Raw genomic sequence first — 19,148 nt, 5'->3', positions numbered from 1 at the left:
ATTAGGATAGGGGGAGTAAAACTTATTAGTGATAGGGGGCTACGAAAAGTTAATCAAATTTGTCTTTATAAACAAAAAAACTCCTAAAATACAGGAGTTTTAGGGTTGATGGCAGACTCATATCTCTATAAGAGTATCATTGTTGAAGGGTGGCTAGAAATTTTTTATGATATGAATAATTTATCAATCAGCAAGATATGCTTAATCTACTCTAATCATTAAAAAGACAAACCTAAGAAAGCCTAATAATTATAGGCTAGCTTTTAATTCCTAAGACCATAACATATTTAAATACCACAACGTTGTAAAAGCATAAATTTATCAATTTTAGAAAGATCCCCTCTATACAAAAAGTAATGACTTGTTCATACTATCTAATATATAAAGTTAAAACACAAAAACTAAAATTGCTGTAGTTATGAGAATTCCAGAAATCAATAACAATATCGGTAAAAATATTACCTTCATTGTATTTAGTTCTTTTTTAGATACTTGCGTTACCGAAAGTACGTTATACTCCATTATGCCTGCTTGATATCCAGGAATTTTTCCATTTAATTCATATACTTGATTTTTTGCAAAACCAATGGAATTAGGTGTTGAATCGAAATCTCCATCTTTTTTATATACTTTAAAATAATTTAATTTTTCAATTCTACTATAACCTTTAGGTGGAGTCACTTGCATCATAAAATATTGTTGATCCGTAGCCAGACCTCTTATATCAATAATAGATTGATTTTTATGAGTGATGGATTCAAAATTCTGATTCCAATTTTTATCATCTACATTTAATGGAATTGGAGTAGGATTTCCAAAATTATATGTAAAACCTCCTGACATAATCACGTAGTCTGCTGGGTTAATTGTGAATAAATTAGCTTTATCTACCTCAGACCATCCAGATGTTGAATAAATATAATATTTATCTTGTATTTTTTTACCTAAAACATATTGTGCACCTTTAACAAGTTTTTCTTTTTGTTGATCTATAGTGACAAAATTTATTCCACCAGTAGTTATATCCGGAGAAATTACTGAAAGTATTCTATGAGAATCACTACTAACAACCTGTGCAGCAATCTTTAAAACTGAAGGATTGTTGACATTTGAATTTTCTTCTTGTTCAAAGCTGGGTAACAGAATCGGAAGCTCGAAAGGGGTACCATCTGGAAACAAAAAATTACAATTAACCGCCACCTGAGGATCAATTTCCAAATTACCAGTTATTACAACTGGCTCATTTGACTCCGGTAGAGTATAACTATAAACATTAGCCCAATTTTCTTTAATATTTTTGGAAACTTTCTCAACCAGTTTCCCTTGTAAAGATTTCAAATTTCTATAATTTATATTTAAATCATCATAGTAGCTATCTGGTATTATTTCTTGTAATAGTGACGTTACATTCAAAGGCACAGAAGAATCCTCTAATGAAATAGATATATTGGGTGGAGTAAGGATTCTTAATTCATTACCCTGATTCATAATATCTTTTGAAATCGTTATTTGATATTTGAGCTCCTGTTTATTTTCAACCATATATGTTTTTTTATCTGAAGCAGCTAAACTTTTTATCCCCAAAATTTTTAAACTAACCATATTTTTCAATTGCGAAAGATCAATCGAGAACGTATTATTCTGATTTGAAATTTTAATAAAATCAATTATACTTCCGCCTTGAATAATTGCAGTTAAGCCTTTAGCTGATTTTCCTCTACCCACACCCTTATTATTAGTTTTAGGAATCGTTTTATTTTCAGGAGAAATCAATTCACTTATGTTATTGATAGAATTAGTACTGTAACGTTGTTCAGAATTATTAAGATATTGTAAAACATCAAAATTTGTTTCGTATAATATTCTAATTATCTGTTTTATTTCTACATCTGTGTGAATAACCCCTTCACCAATTTCAAGATTATTTCCTAAGTCTAGAGAAGGCTGGTCTTCTGATACTAAAGCTTTCCATACAGATGAGTTTTTTAAATTGTCTGGTATTATCCCTTTTTTTAGATTTTGATATGCTATTTGTATATTTTCATATTCAATTGATATGTTTTCGGCCGGCACTCCTTGATTTGTTACCTTTACTTCAAAAGAATAATCTGTCGCTTTTTCTTCAGCATGAGCATAAGATGCTAAAAAAGTCACTGCTAGTATTACTAATAAAAAATAAAGTGTTTTTATGTGTTTTTTAAACATCCCTTTTTTCCTTTTCTTATGAAAATAAGCCATACATACCTGATAGAGTATTAATCAAAACTAAGAAGTTTGAAAAAACTACTATAATTATCATTGAAATAATAAGAGGTTTATGTGGGCTAATTTTTAATTTAAATTTATCACTACCAACAACGATAGAAAATAAAGGAAGAAGAGGGGTAAAATATCTTCCTTGAACACCCCAAATTTGTCCTGAACCACTTCCACCCAAAGGAAGAAAAGCTATATAGACTGCTAAGACAGATGCTAAAAATATCCCAAGAGCTCCTCGTGAAATGAATCTTGATTTAACATATTTTTCCTCAACCAATAACATACAAATTATTAAAGCAAACCATACACCGGATAACCAAAACGGAACTAAGTTTTCCCCTCTGTTAGTTTGAGTAAGTAGTGTAAGACTGACAATATTCTGGTTAGTTGTATAAGTAATACCAAAAGATGGCCAGAGCCTTGATAATACATATCCAATCCCTCCTCTACTGTACGATATAGCAAAAAATCCAATTCCTCCTAAAACAGCTAACAATGTGATCATGATTTTTTTATAATGATTGCTCTGCTCTTTTGTTTGTATATGACTATATTGTTTTTTCTTCTCTTCTAATATCTTATTCCCAATTATAATTGGGAAAATAGCTAAAAGAATCAGATAGTTTGTTTTTATCCATATTATGCTAATAACACTTATTAACATTAACGGTAAAACATAGAACCTCCATACTCTTTTCTTTGAGACAATCATATTTATTGAGATTGCTATAAGCATCGAAACCCAAACAAAGTTGATAGCATCATAAGAAAGACTAGCTAATGAATTTATCGCTACTGGACTTAATAGAGTGACAGCAAAAACTTCTTTTCCCTTCTTCACCCATTTTATTATAAAAAATAGAAGAATTGAACACACTGACATATTTAATAATCTCGCAATAGTTGTCATCACTCCCAGTGATGGATAAATTTTGTAACCTATGGCAACTCCTAGTGCTGGAATCAAATGCCCAAAATAATCATAATTAAACTTCGATTTCGCTGAGTTAGGAACTCTAGGGATATTTTTCTGCGGTATAATCTCTACCTTCTGTAAATAGTACTGCGAAAAATATTTTTTATTTTGATAAAAAGTCTCTTGCCCTCTCATACCAGAACCTACAGTATATTCACCGTAATTCGAAAGGTTGGTCGGAAGATTTACCATTTCACTTGCAGCAATATAATGATATTGTCCATCTTGTTCGCTAAACATTGGCATTGCAACCGAGAATATTAATCCAAAAAATATTGACAATATTAAATATATTTTATGTATGGAAGTTGGCCCCCGTTGAGACCTTTTCTTTTTATATAACCTTGTGTATTCGCTACCCATTTTTACCTCTAATAGTAAAGTTAATTTTTAACCCTTTTCTTTATCTAGTTTTGGAAAAAGCATGTTTTTAACCTGATAAAACATACCCGTTCTCAAAATAACATTTAGTACTATATATATTATACACCCTATTAGCATTTGTAAGATAAGATTATGATTATTCATAACCATTTTCCCATTTAAAATATATATTACAATAAACATAATAAGACCTGACAAAAAATATTTCCAAGACCAAATCATCATATTGAAGATGTTAAACTCTTTTCTAACAATGTATAACTGATAAACAGCTACTGAAAATTCTGCTATAACAGTCGCAACCATAGCCCCTACTACACCATAAACCGGAATAGTTATTAAATTTATCACTACATTTAAAATTGCACCTATGCTGACAGAAATTGTAAAGTGATTCAGCCTATTAAACGGTAACAAATATTGAACGCCTATAACATTACTCCAAGCCATGAACAAAATGATGGGGGCTTGAATCATCATTAATAAACCAACCGAATTAAAATCTTTCCCAAAAAAGAAAGGTGCAAACTTTAATGCAATGCCCATGACGCCAAACATCATTGGTATAGCTATTGCAGTCATGATTTCAAAAGATTTTTCTAACATTTTTTTTGCTTCTGAGCTATTCCCCTCAGCAAACATATTGGATACTCTTGGAAGCATTACAGTCCCCAACGAAGTTACAAAGGGTGTCAATGCCAAAATTATACTATTTGACTGATTGAAATACCCTACAGCAGTTATTGAGTCAAAAATACCTAACATATTTTTATTTGCTACGACGTATATCTGAATTGCTATCTGTGGTAAAAACAATTGTAACGTAGGCAGTAAATGATGCTTTATTCGTATTTTTTTCAGCTTAGGGCTATCTACCTCTCTCCTTAACGACGGCCATAACGATAAGTTACCAATTAACATGCTTCCAGTGACAATTACTATATAGATAAGCAAGTCTGATTCTTGTTTAACAAAAAGAAAAATAAAAATGACAGAAAGCATTGATACTAAAAAATTTCTGCCAACAGTCCTACTAAACTTTTCTACGCCCATGAAATACCATGAAATATCAAACGCTGACGCAATCAAAGCTACGCTTTGTAACAAATATACCACAAAATTGTCTTTTTGAAAAAAGAGAAAAATTAAAAACAAGAGAATGGAGAATCCAACGGTTATAAATCTTAGAAATGATATCTCCCAAAAAATTTGGCTTCTTCTCTGCCTGTCGACTTGATTATAAGCAATCTCTCTGTTTCCATATGTTGTAATTCCTACATTCCCAATTAGTATAAAATATTGAATAACTGCAAAGGTAAAAGTATTTAACCCGACCCCCTCTGGCCCTAAAACTCTAGATATGTATGGTATTGTTATTATAGGGAGTATAACAATTAGAAGTTGATACGAACTATTAAGAAAGTAATTTTTTACTATTTTCAATTATTTATACCTATCAAAAGATTAGCCTTTCCCACTCTTTTGCAACCTTGTCTATCATAAATTCCTCTACTCTCTTCAACGACTTTTTTTGATAAGATTGTCTTTTTTCAATATCATCAATAAACTCTTCCAACGCCTCAACCATTGCCTCTATATTTCCATTTTCAACAAGAACTCCTGAATTCCCTGAATCTAAAACATATTCACTACTACTTTGTTTAAAGGCTACAATTGGTAAGCCAAAACTCATCGCTTCTACAAGAACTAATCCAAACCCTTCAGACCTCGATGTCATTAAATAAATGGAGCTATTTAAATAGTGTTTTTTTAATTCGTCTCCAGAAATACTTCCCCGTAGAACTACTTTGTTTTGTGCATTGTTAGCTGCTAGATATTTTTCTAGTAATTCCATATCGCCATCACCAGCTACTGATATCTTCCAAGATTCAGGAAGCTTTCCTGCAATTTTTGCTAAATAGTCTATACCTTTGTGTGGATTTGCTATTCTTCCTGTCCAAGAAATAATTTTGCTATCAAGGCTCGAAATCTCATTATTATCCAAAGTCAAAGGGTTATTAATAACCCGTGTGTTCTTATTTATTTCCAAGAATTTTTCTTTATCTTTAGGAGTGAGACAAACTACCTCATCAGCAGCCCTGAGACCTTTAATCCAAAAATTAGTTGTATATCGTAAATATCCATTTAAATATGTATCAGCGCTAAAATGACACCAAGCAATAATTTTTTTATTTGGATTTTGCTTCTTTAAAAATGGGATTAGATATATACTTCCACTGCTTACAATTACTACTTGATTCTTTAGTTTTTGTGCTAACCTTGTGATTTTTTTTGCTTCTCTTGCCATCCACATACGGTTACATAAATCTAAACGTAGCATCCCTAATATACCACTAACCCCTGTAAATATCCTAAAATTTAAATCGCTTTGTCCATATACTGGACAGTTTGCTTGTAAATATTCATTTTCAGGAGCTGATAGAGTAAAAATAGCCACTTCATGTTTTTCGGCCAATTTATTTGCTACTGCGATATTTACCATTTCGGTACCACCAAGATTCCACGAAGGAACGACAAATAATATATTATTATTTTCCACTTTATATCATAATCCTTTTAGTTTTAAGTTCAGCACTATTTTTCAAATACACTTTTATTTGGGAATTTTTTCAAAAAGGCATCATTCATTATGCTTACAATCTCATAGAATTCATTTTCGTCTATAAAATCACCATCTTCTAGGCACAGAACTTTATATTTACTTTTAAACAGTAACTCAAAATTTATTGAAGTTGACAAGTTGACAAGCTTCCCAAATGTAAAAGAATTTGTTGGAAGAAATTGATTGGTTGCTCGTGCGTAATCCAACATCAACCAATGAGACACACTCTTGATATCTTGAGAATTTCTAAATTTGCTTTTTCCCACAAAATCAAAATATTCTGGAAGACTTTCTCTGAGTTTGGCATATATACTTTTAGTATGGGGAGCTGGTAGGTGATCTTCCCTGAAGCCTATAAACTTACCATAATATCTAAGCATTGGGAGCAAATAAATATTTGACAAGGTTGCAAATAGTCCATTTTTTAGAGAGAACATTTTCTTATTTATTAAATACTTTGAACTAACAACTTTATTTAGTGCCAATATATTATTTGAAAACAGAGCATCACTTGGCATGAATGGAGCATACATGATTTGTAAGCGCGGTAGTCCTTTTTCAAAAAAATCTGTTGGAGCCATAGGGGCGTTTAAAAACATATCATCATTAAAATTAACGAAATGTTCTGAAATTCCAGGTATCTTATCAAAACTAAACTCTATAGCATTTGAATTAAAAGTAGGTAGATACTCTTCTGGAATAAAATCTTTATGATTTACCACATTTATTTTCGGATGTTTTGTGTTTAGCCACTCAGGTGTGTGGCCCCATGTCACGACATGTATTTTGTTTACCCATGGGGCATATTTTTCAATTGCACGTAAAAAGAAATGGAAATTTTCCATATTTCTATATCTACTATTTCCATTTTCATGCTGAGTCCCTTTCGCTTGAAGATATCTATGTTCATCTCTTTCTTTAATCCAAGCAGGATCTGCTCCATCTAAATATGTTACGACAAAATCTATCTTTTCATTCATACTTATATACCCAAAACTTTCTTAAAGATATTCCTTATAAAATCATTGTAGTACACTTTCCCAACAATTTTAAGAGTTACTCTCAAGGCTAATCGATTGATATAAACCAATTTTCTTCCTCCCAAACCTCTGGATAAATCTCTATTTTGTTGAAGAAGTTGATCAAAAAGCTTGTTTGAAACTTCACTACTATCCCTTACACATTCAATCATCACATAGTCATTATCATTAATACAAATTCTTTTTACAGAATCGAACGCTTCTGGATGTTCAGTCTTTACAAAGTCTAAAACTATTCTTGTTTTTTCAATTATTGCAAAATTTCGTTCTGAAACTTTTTTGTTTGTTATACTTTCAGGGTTAAAGCGATAATAATAGCCATAGTAATCAACAAAGGTTATTTTTGAGGCAAGAGATAAAACTTGTAAACTTATTGCAGCATCCTCGTACATTGTGATATCTGGGAAGCGCAACTCACTAAATATTTTCTTTCCATAAAGCTTGGCGCAAGGACCCGATGACGCAAATCCAGGTCTGTAAATAGCCTTTATGCTGTCTGCAAATATAGAAGTTTGATTTTCTACAAATTTCGTCCCTTTCGATATTTTATTAACATCTTTGGAAAATTTACACATCGCCATCTCGGAAGTATCTTCTAGTTTATTAATTAACACATCAACTAAATCACTACAAATGATATCGTCCGAATCTATAAACATTAGAAACTCACCACTAAATTTATCAAGTCCAACGTTTCTACAAACGCCGGGCCCTGAATTATCAATTGTGAAGAAAATAATTCTTGATTCTTTTTCAGCATATTCTTGTATAATATTAAGAGAATTATCGCTAGAGCCATCATTTATTAGTATAACCTCTAAGTTGGTATAGGTTTGATTTAATATTGAATCTAAACATTCCTCTAAGTACTCTTCTGCATTATATACTGGGACTATTATTGATACTAGTGGTGTTTTATCTTTCATTTGACCCTATACATTTCCTTTTTGATTATTCGTATAAAATTTCATTAGAAACTTCGCCATGGGCTTGCTCCAATATCTTAGGAACATTTGATACTCTTCTTTTTCTCTATTTTTATCCAGAGTATTATTTGTCGTCTCTGATTCACTATGGATTCGATGTCCCATCAATCTTTTCGGGATATATTCTATATTTCCCGAAACCTCCATTATTCTTTCCCAAGCATCCCAGTCTACAGCCATCTTCATGTCCTCATCGAACCTAAAGTCTCTTAGTCTTTCCATGTTATAGGAAACCGCTGGACAACAGATAAAATTTCCAAACGAGTATACACGTCTCTGATACTTTTTACTCTTACAAAGAGAGAGTAGTTTCAATCCAATACTCTTTATCTTCAAGTTAGTATTTCTTTCCCTAATATTTGATTTTTCATCAATTTCATAATAGTTAGAAAAAACAATATTGCGGTTTTCTTGAGACTCGAATGCACTAATTATTGTTCTACCATAGTCTACATCGTATATATCATCCTGATGAACAATCGTAGCATATTTAGTTTTAACTGTTGCTAATGCCCCGTTCCAGTCTTTCCCGATGCTTCCACCCGCGCCGCTGTTTACCTGAAGATTATACTTTTCGGAAACATTTACAATATAATCATTAGGAGTGGAAGTATACATAACCACTCCTGATAAATTACTTTTAACTGAGGTCTGTGCCATGATTGATTCAATACATTCTTCTAAGTATGGTGTTTCCTTGTATGCGCATATAACGAATGTGTGTATATTGGAATTACTCATTATTTTTCCTACCTTGATTCTTTACCTCTGTATTTCTCTCATAAACTTCTTTTTTTAGCAAAGAGATTTCTTGAATGAGATTTTTTATTTGTTTTTCAGCTGAAATGAGTGACATTTGATATTTTAGTGAAATCGTCAATAGAGCACCTACCAAAATAAATAGTGCTAAAGAGGTCAAGGTTTTAATCCCTAAAAAATGGGCAAGTTGGCTAGCAGTATTTGAAAAAATTGCACCAAATAATATCATTAAAGCGAGAATTAGCCATTTCAACATATGACGAATTTCTGCTCTGTCTTTCCTCACTAATCTGATGATGTAGCCAAAGAAAAGGACTGCTAAAGCAATTGCAATTATACGAAGCTGTATAGGCATCATACTTTCTCCCCTCCTAACAATGAGCTAGCAATAATGGACAAAGAAACACTGATCATATAATTTACACCTTTTATCATATTGATACTGGACACACCTGTTGTACGCTCAAACATTCGAACCCCAACTTCTTTTACGCGAATATTCTGAGCAAAAAGATGCATATAGGTTTCTGGTTCTGGATACTGTCTAGGGTATCTTTTGACAAATTGTTCAATGACTTTACGGTTTCCAGCGCGATAGCCACTTGTAACATCTTGAATCTTTATTTTTGAGGTCGTATAAATCAAGAAGGACAAAATTTTGATTCCCATCTGACGTGATTTTGAAGATTTAAATTCAGAGTTACTATCATCTATAAATCTTGAACCAACTGTAAAATCTGCTTCATCGTTTATAATTGGTTCTAAAAGTTGAGGCAAAGAATGAATATCATGTTGACCGTCTCCATCAAACTGCACCGCAATATCATAATTATTTTCAAAAGCGTACATATAGCCCGTTTGAACGGCACCACCAATCCCAAGATTCTGAATGAGCTCAACATGGTTAATATTATGAGCTCTCAAGACTTCTTCTTCATTATCTGTCGATCCATCATTGATTACTACATAATCCAGATGATACGGAGATTGTTTCTTGTAGTCCTCTACTACTTTTATGTTATCCACAATCCCTTCCCCCTCGTTATAGGCAGGAATGACTAATAATATCTTCTTATCCTCAGTCTCAGTCATTTAACAAAAATTCCTTTCTTTTCATAAAGCCCTTCTTCACATACAAGATAAAATGCAAAACTCCCTTTGCATTCTACGCTTTTTAATCATACTAATATATAGTATATCTTCTTTTCTTAAATTTATGAAGCATTTTCTTCATTTCGTACAAGAAAATCCCCCAAAGTCTCGCCGCAGATTAAAATAATCCTCTTAAATGTTGAGAAAGTTCTGGTAATAAATTAACTCCTAAATCTTTTGTGTAATAATAGAGTACTGTTAAAATTAAGAAGTAAACCAGATTAAAAAGCATCATCCCTTTAAACATCGTTCTAATTGTTGTTTCTTTAGTAACAATGTTGAGGTATTTTTTCATATATATTCCGAATGGAATCAATGTAATTAGGAATGGTGTGTAATATCTTCCTTGACCTCCCAAGCTCACCATGGCCTGTGGTAAATTCAAGGTATTTCTAGTCCATCCTTTAAACATTCCAACTGCAATCATGACTGGAACTGCTAGGAAAATCAATAATCCAGCGACTGCTGTTCTCATTTCTATCTTTTGCTTATTTTCAGCCAGCAATAAGATAAATAAGAAAATAAAATTAAGAACGACAAGCCAAGCAGGCAAACGATAAGTCAGTTGTCCAAAATTCCCAATCATCCCAGTGACGAGAAGATTATCTAAATCAGTATAGAGATCCGATCTAAAGAAAGTATTAAAAAGGACTTGTAAACCTCTAAAAGCTCCTCCATAATTTTTAAATTCATATAGGATGTAGGCTAAAAAAATAAATATTATAGCGAGAGCCGTAAGTTTTTTATGTTTAGCACATCCTTTCCAAAATGAATCAAGAAGCTTGGTAAAATTATTTTTACCAAATAAAATTGTTGGGACTGTGATAAAGAATAACCCTAAAGCTAAGCCGCCCTCTTTAGGAATCAAAAGAAGTACAATAGTCAGTAATGTGTAGACATATCCCTTCCAATCGAGTGGATTTTTTCTTACCCAAAAATTAGTCAGTAGAGAAAATGCAACAAATATGGCAACATAATAGAGAACATCATACGACAAAGACGCCGCTTGTTGAATACTCATCGGAAGCAAAGCAACTGCTGCCATTGTCCACTGTCCCATTTTAGCTTTCTTGATAGCAAAGTAAATGGCAACGCTGTAAACAAAGAGGTTAAACAAACGTCCTGCTAGAACTATGACACCGACACTTGGATGTATAATTCTCCCAATTAGCATTCCTATTGCTTGCGGGAGCCATTTTATATCACCGAAGCTAATTTTCATTCTCAAATTCTTTTCGACAGGTAGTGTCTTTGAGAAGGTTTGTTTCAAAAAATTCCCTGTTTGATAGCCTCTTTGAAGCTTACTTTCTGGTGCTGGAAGTGCGGTAGCACTCTCTGTGGCCAGTTTTTCTTCACTTTGACTAGGTTGATTGGGAAGCAATGAAATTTGACGATCAATTTCTGAAAATACCCTCTTCGGATTTGAGTCAAAAATACTATAAGCATATTTGAAATGTGTATATTCGTCAGGAGCAGAAAATATCGGTTGAATAACTGATGTGAGTACGCCAAACAAGATTGCTAATACAAGAAATAGCGTCTCGATTTTTAATTTTGGTAATTTTTTCACAGTTAATCCTTTTTTCTTTGTTTTTAAGTGAAGTTGGTTAGATCTTTGCCTAATAATTTATAAATTCGATATTTCACAAATCTAATCATTTTTTTAACTAATAATTTTGCGACAAACCTTAATCTGATATTTTTTACATTTTCTGGACTGATATAAAATCGTTGATTGAGCGTGCGGTTATCAATGAAAGCTGTGAGTTCCTCTTCATTTTTTGAAATTTTAAACTGCTCATCTTTGTCCCAGGCCATATAGACTAAAATGCGTTCAATGGCGTGCAAAATAGTATTTTGGGGAAGGGGTTCTTTAGGAATTTCTCTTTCCATAATGTCTAGATTGAACAAAGGTTCTAGAATTTCAGTTTTTGCCCAGAAAAAGGTGCCGTAGCTCATAGTGAAAGTCGTAATATCATGAAAATTCACTTTTTTTCGCATTTTCATTCGTTTCCAGATGTCATTCATAATTGGAGCAATCATCTGATTTTCGTTATCTGCATTTACAACTTTGTTAAATCTGAAGAATGTTGGTATATCTGCAATAACAATTCCTAATTTTGAGTTTTTCTCAAAATTATACATGATATTATCTGCTGGTTTAATCAACATATTCATCAGCTCTGTTCGCCATGATTCACCAGCAAAGAATGCAGCTTCAAGTGAACGTTTTGTGTGAAAATGACCAACAATTTCATATTTACGGAGTGTTTCTTTTAGTGATAAAAATGGTAGCACATCTCGTCCATAGTTTGATGTAAGAACTAATGTCGCTTTAATATTTTGTTGCTCGAGTACTTCTCTTATGACTATTTCTTTATCTTTTGTATTTGTTGTGAGGTACAAATCATAATCAAAGTGAAAGTTCTTAAATGCTTCCAAGAACTCTACGAGAAGATCTGGATAAAAAACGTGCAAATGAACTGCTATTTTTTTACTAATCGAAACTTTTTCTATCTGTTTTAAATATCCTCTCGCTAGCATATAATTTGCGTCTGGATAACCAACAGTAGCTAGATGATCCACCAATTGCTCTACGGGGTAGCTTGTCTGTTTTTCGATATAATCCACCATATACTTAGCAATTCCTGCATTCTCGGTTCCTTGAAATGCTTTTACTTTAATAAACGGAACTTTCCGTTGCAAAATCACATCTGGTGCATAATATGAAAAATCGGGATGGAGTAACTTTGAATCATCTAAGTCTCTAGTATCTAAAATACTTTCATACTGGAAGCCAGCTTTTAAAAATGCCGTGGTTGATTGAACTTCATAATTATCGATAACATCTTGAACATTTTCAAAGTCTTGAATGTTCGTCCAAAAACTTTTGAATTGCTCAGATTGAATCACTTTCTTACTAAATACTTTGTAATAAGATTGAATGTGCTCTTCAAAATAATGGCGTCTTGACTCTTCATAAGCTCTGTGATTAGTAATCCCCCAAAAATCTGTATTGCTAGCCTCGTATTTTTCATAATAAGGTAACATATCATAGAGGGGGCCAAAGCAAGTGTCATTCATAATGGTCAATGAATCATAAGATTCAAGATTTTCAAGACCTACAAGTTCCATTCCGTCACGCCAAGCTGCAAAGTCAAATCCTTTATTTTCTCGTTGAATAAAATCAGTAATATATGGATTTATGAGAGACTTTTTGCCTTCTGGAAATGGGCTATTACTGATAAAAACGATACGCTCAAAAAGTGGAGCCATTTTTTCTAAGGTATAGAGTACGTGATCAGAAAAATTATTATATTTGTTGAAATGTACAAAGAGAAGAATCCTTTTCATTTTATTTCTTCTCCAATTTCCAAATACCTGATCGTTGAAGAACTCCTGTGCTAGAGTGCTCATCTCTACGGCTTAATTTTTCTTCTTCTTGTGCACCAACGATAATAACTGGAGATTCTGTTTCAGGAATGTATCCTATTAAATCTTCTTCACTGAATACTGATACTTGAAGTTTCACTTTTTGCTTGTTGATTCCCGCAAGTTTGAACTCATAGGTGTAATTAAATTTCCCTTTGCCTGATGTCATGTCTTCTGTGGAATTATCATTATAAAGCCAAAAATTATGATCAAGCTCCGTCAGTGAAAATACGACATGAGTGGGAATATCTTTTAGGACTTCGTAGCTGATATTAAATTTCACAACATCATCTTCTTTTGTGATTTCATCAGATAGCAAAGTTAACTTTAGGTCTTTAATATTAGATGCTGGAAGTTCTTTTTTCTCTTCCTTTTCTACTTGTTGCACTCGGTTAGCATTGTCTAAAGAATATCTCATGGCTACTTTTTCTGGGCTTCCTGATTCTTCAATCAACCCTTGCTTGATGTAGATTGCTTTATTACAGTATTTTTTTACTGCGCCCATATCGTGAGTGACTAAAATGGTCGTTTTTCCTGAATCTCTTCGCTCCAAAAAGTAGTCATTACATTTCTTTTGGAAGGCTTCATCCCCAACGGCAAGAACTTCATCCAAGACAAGAACGTCTCCACGTGCTTTGATGGCAACAGAAAACGCCAGACGGACTTGCATTCCGCTGGAATAATTTTTGAGTTTTTGGTTCATGAACTCGTGTAGTTCGGCAAAATCTACGATTTCGTCGTACATTTCGTCAATTTCTTGGCGAGAAAAACCAAGCATGGCCCCATTAAGGTAGACGTTTTCTCTACCTGTAAGTTCTGGGTTAAATCCAACGCCAAGTTCAATAAAGCTAACTAGTTTTCCATTAACGCTTACTGTCCCTTTTTCTGGTGTGTAGATTTGTGAGATTATTTTAAGAAGTGTTGATTTTCCTGATCCATTTCGTCCAACAATCCCAAAAAAGTCTCCTTTTTTCACTTCAAAATCAATATCTTTAAGGATATGTTGCTCTTTATAGCCTTTCACACCGCGTAATTGATTGACAAGGAGCGTTCTTAAGCTATTTGTGGCTTCAGTGGGTAATCGAAAGGATTTACTAACGTGTTCTACTTTTACTGCAATATTATTGTTCATATTTAGATGGTCTCCGCAAATTTGTTGGAGTTTTTGGTAAAAATCCATAGTCCTAAGGCAAATACAATAGGAGGAATGATGTAAGGAATGACGACGATAAATGGATTGTGAACCATTTGCCATACCGTCGGATTCGTATTATTGCTGAAAGTCAAAATATAACGCATATCCTGAACAATTTGAGCGATAGGGTTCATCATTAATAGTTTTGCTATTTCAGGATGTGTTTTTGAAACTTGAACAATTGGATAGATAATTGGTGTTCCGTAAAGTCCTGCTTGCATTCCTACTTCCCAAACTGGCCCTAAGTCCCGAAATTTGACAAATAAAGTAGAGAGGATGAAGGCAACTCCTGTAGCGAATAAGACAAGTTCTAAAATGAGAGGGACTGCAAAAATAACTGTCCAACTCATTTGAACGCCGTTGATTACAGCAAAAATGATAACAACGACAAGGCTAATCATAAAATTAATCAAGGCGTTAGCAACGACTGAGAAAATGATGATTGGTTTAGAAAAACTTATTTTTCGAAGCAGTGCGCCATTAGAAACAATGGAAAGCATTCCCATGTTTGTGGTTTCTGCAAAGAAGTTCCATAAGGTCAAGGCTAAAAGCAAAGCGACCGCAAAGTGTGGAATTGCATCTCCAAAACGCAGGAAACGAACAAAAACCGTGTACATGATAACGAAGAGTAAAACAGGTTTTAAAATAGACCACAGGTAACCGATCGCGCTTCCTTGGTACCTTAATTTAAAATCGGTTTTGACGAGTTCTTTGAGTAGAATTTGATTTCTACGGTTGAAGAAATTCATTTGTTTTTTCCTTTGTATGCAAATTTTGTGATGATGAGTGTGCGAAAGATTCTTGTATGATAATTTTTATTCTTACGTAAGTTAAATTTTTCAAGAATTTCACGGCGTTTGGCTTTGGGTTGTTCCAAAATGCTGACGTAAGCTTTGATAAGCTGTTTGTTGGATTCCGTCAGTAAATTTTCTTGTTCCGTCAGCAATTTCTCTGCTTGGTTTTGGCTGGACGAGATTAACCACCAGTATTTTTCAAACCATAAGCTAGGATGCAGCCACTTTTTCATGCGTTTTGACAGGGTTCTGGCTCCTAAAACGTTGGATTCGTGCTGTCTATATAGATGGGTCGGTTGGTCGATATAGACCAATTCTCCGACGGCACTGGCAAGTACTGCCAAATACCAATCGTGCATGATGATGTCGCTCGTCGTTTGCCAAAGCGTCGCAAGGGCATGGTTAATCATACTTGCGCCACCGGTAACGGTGTTTTCAGTCAATTCTTGCACAAGTTGAGTATTGGCGTGATCGGATTGACTTTTAATCATGGACTCAGAAGTTACTGACAGATTTTTGTCTGTCACTTTCAAGTCCGTGTAATACATGACTGGTTTAGTATTATCGTGTTTTTGGGCTTGAGCAAGGATGATTTCTAATTTTTCTGGCAACCAATAATCATCTTGGTCAGCAAAGAAATAAAAGTCAGCTTCCTCTGTTTTAACGAGTTCGTAAAAAGATTGAATGACGCCAACATTTTCAGCTTTAATCAGCTGAATGCGTGGGTCATTTTTGGCAAATTCGTCAGCAATTTCGCAAGTTTTGTCAGTAGATCCGTCATCGCGAATCAGCAGCTTCCAGTCAGCAAAAGTTTGTTGCTGTATGCTCTCAATCTGCTCGGCGACAAACTTTTCGCCATTGTAGGTTGACATTAATATATTAACTTTCATGGGGCAAAAAAAGTTCCTCATACTTGGCGCAGATATGCTCCCAAGTGTATTTTTCTTCGATAATTTTGTGCGCTTTGCCTTGCAAACTTTGACGTTCGTCATTGGTCAGGTTTTCTACTGACGACAAAACCGTCAGCAAATTCTCTTTGTCAAAATAAATGACGGAATCTCCGGCTGTCGTTCGGTTGAAATTGACCCCCAAAACCACATTGACTTTGGTTGACCACATGGCCTCCAAGAGTCCTGGGTTCGTCCCACCAACTTCATGACCGTGCAAGTAAGCAAAGGCGTGTTCACGAATGTAGCGCAACTCATTTTGATCATAAACTGTGCCGATAAATTTTATCCGCGAATCTTGATCAAATTGCGTTTTTGCGCGCAACTCTTCAAAATAAGCATTGCCCTCGTGGTTAGTGATAATCACCAAATCGCGTTCAATGGGACTTTCCATGAACCTTCTAATGAGTGTTTCATAATTATTCTCAGGTACAAAGCGACCTACAATCAAATAATAATCACTAACTTTATATTTTACCAAAGTTTTCGATTCTGTCAAATCGGATTGGAATTTTTCGGTGCCGTAAGCGATAACTTCTGAGCTGACTTTACCATATTCAGCCGTCAAATAATCTTTGATTCCAGCGTTATCTGAGATGATCAAGTCCGCTTTTTGTACCATTTTTTTCTCGGCATATTTGAGATAATGACGGACAGGCGCTGGCCATTTTGTTCGTTTCCATTCTAATCCGTCGGGATTGACAAAAATCTTTCCACCAATTTTATGAATTTTTCGGGCAAAATGTCCGATGAATCCACCGATTGTATTGCCCAAAATATAGAAAATTGGCTGCTCAATTTGTTCCTTTTGGCAAATTTTGAGCGCCGCATTGATGGCCAACATATCGTAAGCAATCACGCGCGCAGGGCCAATATTTGGGACTTTGATAACAAAACAATCTGCGCCCAGATAGTCAAAATGCTCACCTGGCCGCCCTTTATCTGAGTTCTCGCTTTGACAAGCCACATGATATTTAATATTTTTATTATTTTGGTGCTTGACGAGTTCTTCCACAAAAGTTTCAAATCCGCCATATTTCGCTGGTAATCCACGACTCCCAACGATAAAAACATGCTTTTTCATGCTGCTCCTTTTATTTTTTATTTTTGCTGTGCAAAATTCAGCCGCAACCTAAATGCTTCCTTCGGGCGCTGCCGAAATTTTGCGATGCAAAATCTTATCTGCAACCTAAACGCTTCCTTCGGGCGCTGCCGAAATTTTGCGATGCAAAATCTTATCCGCAACCTAAATGCTTCCTTCGGGCGCATTTAGCCTCTCAAAACGAGAACTCTGCCAGTACTTTTTAGGTGCTGGCAGGAGTTCTTTTGTTCATTTTTTACTGACGGAATTTTTCGTCAGTATTTTTTCTTATTTTTTGTTGATTTCGCCTTTGGCAACGTCTTTGTTTTCACGTAAATCGCCGACTTCAAGCATTTTCGCCAACGCTTCTTGCCATGTTGGAATGACAAAGCCTGTGGCTTTGGCTTTTTCAAGGCTCATCGTTGAGTTGAAAGGCCGTTTAGCTTTGGCTGGGAATTTGCTTGAATCCACAGGTTTTACAACCACGTCAGTGTCTTTCAAGATTTCCTTGGCAAAATCAAACCAAGTCACATCTTCACCAGGCGCTGCGTCGTTAGTCAAATGATAGAAACCAAAGTCCGCTTTTTCATTCACCAAATAAACCATGAACTCAGCCAGCGTACGAGTCCAAGTTGGACGGCCGTGTTGGTCGTTGACCACCGTCAACTCTGGGAAACGTGTCGCCAAGTTTTGCATGGTGAAAACAAAGTTTGGCCCGTAGCTGCCAAATACCCAAGCTGTGCGGACGATGTAGAACTTCGCTCCACTCGCTTTGACCGCTTCTTCACCTAAGTGTTTAGTACGACCGTATTCAGATTCAGGCGCTTTGGGTGCATCAACTGGCCATTCTTGACCAATCGGCAAAGTGCCACCAAAAACGTAGTCAGTTGAGATGTAGACAATCGTTGCGCCTACTCGAGCAGCTGCCTCAGCCACATTTTTCGTTCCATCAACGTTGATTTTTTCGTCTAATTCTTTACCTTCATCTTCGGCCTTATCCACTGCCGTGTAAGCTGCACAATGGTAAACCAATTCAGGTTTATGAGCATCGAAAAAGGTGTCAACTGCCGCTTTATCCGTAATATCAAGCTCGTTCACGTCCGCTGCCGTATAAACCACACCACGCTCATCGAGCAAATGGCGCAATTCTGTCCCGAGTTGTCCATTTCCACCAGTAATTAAAATCATGTGTTCTCCAAATTCTTACTTTTTGCTTGTTTTATTTTATCAATAATTTAGTTCATCACGCGTATCATCACAAAAACAGTAATCATGACGAAAATCAAACTGAGAAGTCCAAGAATTCATAAAATCCAACTTGATGGCTTTTTGCTCTTCAAAAACTCAGTCCCCGTCAGCACTTTTTCCTGCCCAAACAGGAACACCAATATGTTTGGCGACACCTGAATGACTGACAGGCTGTTTCAACCGCTATTTTCATCCTTACTCCTTCCCTATGAAACTAATGTTCATTGGAATTTCAGAAAATTTACTGACGAAAAGCGCGCAGCTCAGAAAAA

General features: G+C 34.7%; 16 protein-coding genes. All 16 read right to left on the bottom strand.

The features are described from left to right. Positions 1 to 387: 387 nt before the first annotated feature. Entirely contained in the window at positions 388 to 2,205 is a 1,818-nt protein-coding gene (locus EQJ87_RS09310) for a hypothetical protein (RefSeq protein ID WP_130124326.1), read from the bottom strand. A 16-nt stretch (positions 2,206 to 2,221) separates the two neighbouring features. Further along, entirely contained in the window at positions 2,222 to 3,598 is a 1,377-nt protein-coding gene (locus EQJ87_RS09305) for a DUF2142 domain-containing protein (protein ID WP_130124325.1), read from the bottom strand. Between the two features lie 27 nt (positions 3,599 to 3,625). Further along, positions 3,626 to 5,062: a flippase gene (locus EQJ87_RS09300; protein WP_130124324.1), complete on the bottom strand. Its 1,437-nt coding sequence runs from the start codon at positions 5,060 to 5,062 to the stop codon at positions 3,626 to 3,628. A 13-nt stretch (positions 5,063 to 5,075) separates the two neighbouring features. Beyond that, on the bottom strand, positions 5,076 to 6,122 hold the full coding sequence (locus EQJ87_RS09295; protein ID WP_130124323.1) for a glycosyltransferase: 1,047 nt from the start codon (positions 6,120 to 6,122) through the stop codon (positions 5,076 to 5,078). A gap of 92 nt (positions 6,123 to 6,214) precedes the next feature. Next, positions 6,215 to 7,222, bottom strand: a complete 1,008-nt coding sequence (locus EQJ87_RS09290; RefSeq protein WP_130124322.1) for a glycosyl transferase — start codon at positions 7,220 to 7,222, stop codon at positions 6,215 to 6,217. Positions 7,223 to 7,224: 2 nt separating this feature from the next. Next, on the bottom strand, positions 7,225 to 8,208 hold the full coding sequence (locus EQJ87_RS09285) for a glycosyltransferase family 2 protein (protein WP_130124321.1): 984 nt from the start codon (positions 8,206 to 8,208) through the stop codon (positions 7,225 to 7,227). Positions 8,209 to 8,214: 6 nt separating this feature from the next. Then, complete coding sequence (locus EQJ87_RS09280; RefSeq protein WP_130124320.1) at positions 8,215 to 9,009, bottom strand: glycosyltransferase; 795 nt, start codon at positions 9,007 to 9,009, stop codon at positions 8,215 to 8,217. Beyond that, complete coding sequence (locus tag EQJ87_RS09275) at positions 9,002 to 9,382, bottom strand: DUF2304 domain-containing protein (RefSeq protein ID WP_130124632.1); 381 nt, start codon at positions 9,380 to 9,382, stop codon at positions 9,002 to 9,004. The genes EQJ87_RS09280 and EQJ87_RS09275 overlap by 8 nt, the downstream gene beginning before the upstream one ends. Continuing rightward, on the bottom strand, positions 9,382 to 10,119 hold the full coding sequence (locus EQJ87_RS09270; protein ID WP_130124319.1) for a glycosyltransferase family 2 protein: 738 nt from the start codon (positions 10,117 to 10,119) through the stop codon (positions 9,382 to 9,384). The genes EQJ87_RS09275 and EQJ87_RS09270 overlap by 1 nt, the downstream gene beginning before the upstream one ends. 178 nt (positions 10,120 to 10,297) lie before the next feature. Continuing rightward, positions 10,298 to 11,749 carry a DUF2142 domain-containing protein gene (locus EQJ87_RS09265; RefSeq protein ID WP_223804527.1) on the bottom strand — a complete coding sequence of 484 codons (1,452 nt, stop codon included), beginning with the start codon at positions 11,747 to 11,749 and terminating at the stop codon, positions 10,298 to 10,300. 23 nt (positions 11,750 to 11,772) lie between these two features. Then, the gene (locus tag EQJ87_RS09260; RefSeq protein WP_130124317.1) at positions 11,773 to 13,533 is read right to left on the bottom strand and encodes a rhamnan synthesis F family protein; all 1,761 of its coding nucleotides are present in this window, start codon (positions 13,531 to 13,533) and stop codon (positions 11,773 to 11,775) included. A 1-nt stretch (position 13,534) separates the two neighbouring features. Then, the gene (locus EQJ87_RS09255) at positions 13,535 to 14,743 is read right to left on the bottom strand and encodes an ABC transporter ATP-binding protein (protein WP_130124316.1); all 1,209 of its coding nucleotides are present in this window, start codon (positions 14,741 to 14,743) and stop codon (positions 13,535 to 13,537) included. Between the two features lie 2 nt (positions 14,744 to 14,745). Next, positions 14,746 to 15,555, bottom strand: a complete 810-nt coding sequence (locus EQJ87_RS09250; protein ID WP_130124315.1) for an ABC transporter permease — start codon at positions 15,553 to 15,555, stop codon at positions 14,746 to 14,748. Then, a complete protein-coding gene (locus EQJ87_RS09245; RefSeq protein ID WP_130124314.1) occupies positions 15,552 to 16,490 on the bottom strand; it encodes a glycosyltransferase family 2 protein in 939 nt (312 codons plus the stop codon). The genes EQJ87_RS09250 and EQJ87_RS09245 overlap by 4 nt, the downstream gene beginning before the upstream one ends. Next, positions 16,480 to 17,631 (bottom strand): beta 1-4 rhamnosyltransferase Cps2T, encoded by a 1,152-nt coding sequence (gene cps2T / locus EQJ87_RS09240; protein WP_130124313.1) that lies wholly within the window; start codon positions 17,629 to 17,631, stop codon positions 16,480 to 16,482. Before cps2T ends, EQJ87_RS09245 begins: the two co-directional genes overlap by 11 nt. Before the next feature lie 285 nt (positions 17,632 to 17,916). Then, complete coding sequence (gene rfbD / locus EQJ87_RS09235; protein WP_130124312.1) at positions 17,917 to 18,816, bottom strand: dTDP-4-dehydrorhamnose reductase; 900 nt, start codon at positions 18,814 to 18,816, stop codon at positions 17,917 to 17,919. Between the last annotated feature and the right edge of the window lie 332 nt (positions 18,817 to 19,148).

The sequence above is a fragment of the Lactococcus sp. S-13 genome, assembly GCF_004210295.1.
Lineage (GTDB): Bacteria > Bacillota > Bacilli > Lactobacillales > Streptococcaceae > Lactococcus.
This window is presented reverse-complemented; position numbering and strand designations above follow the sequence as displayed.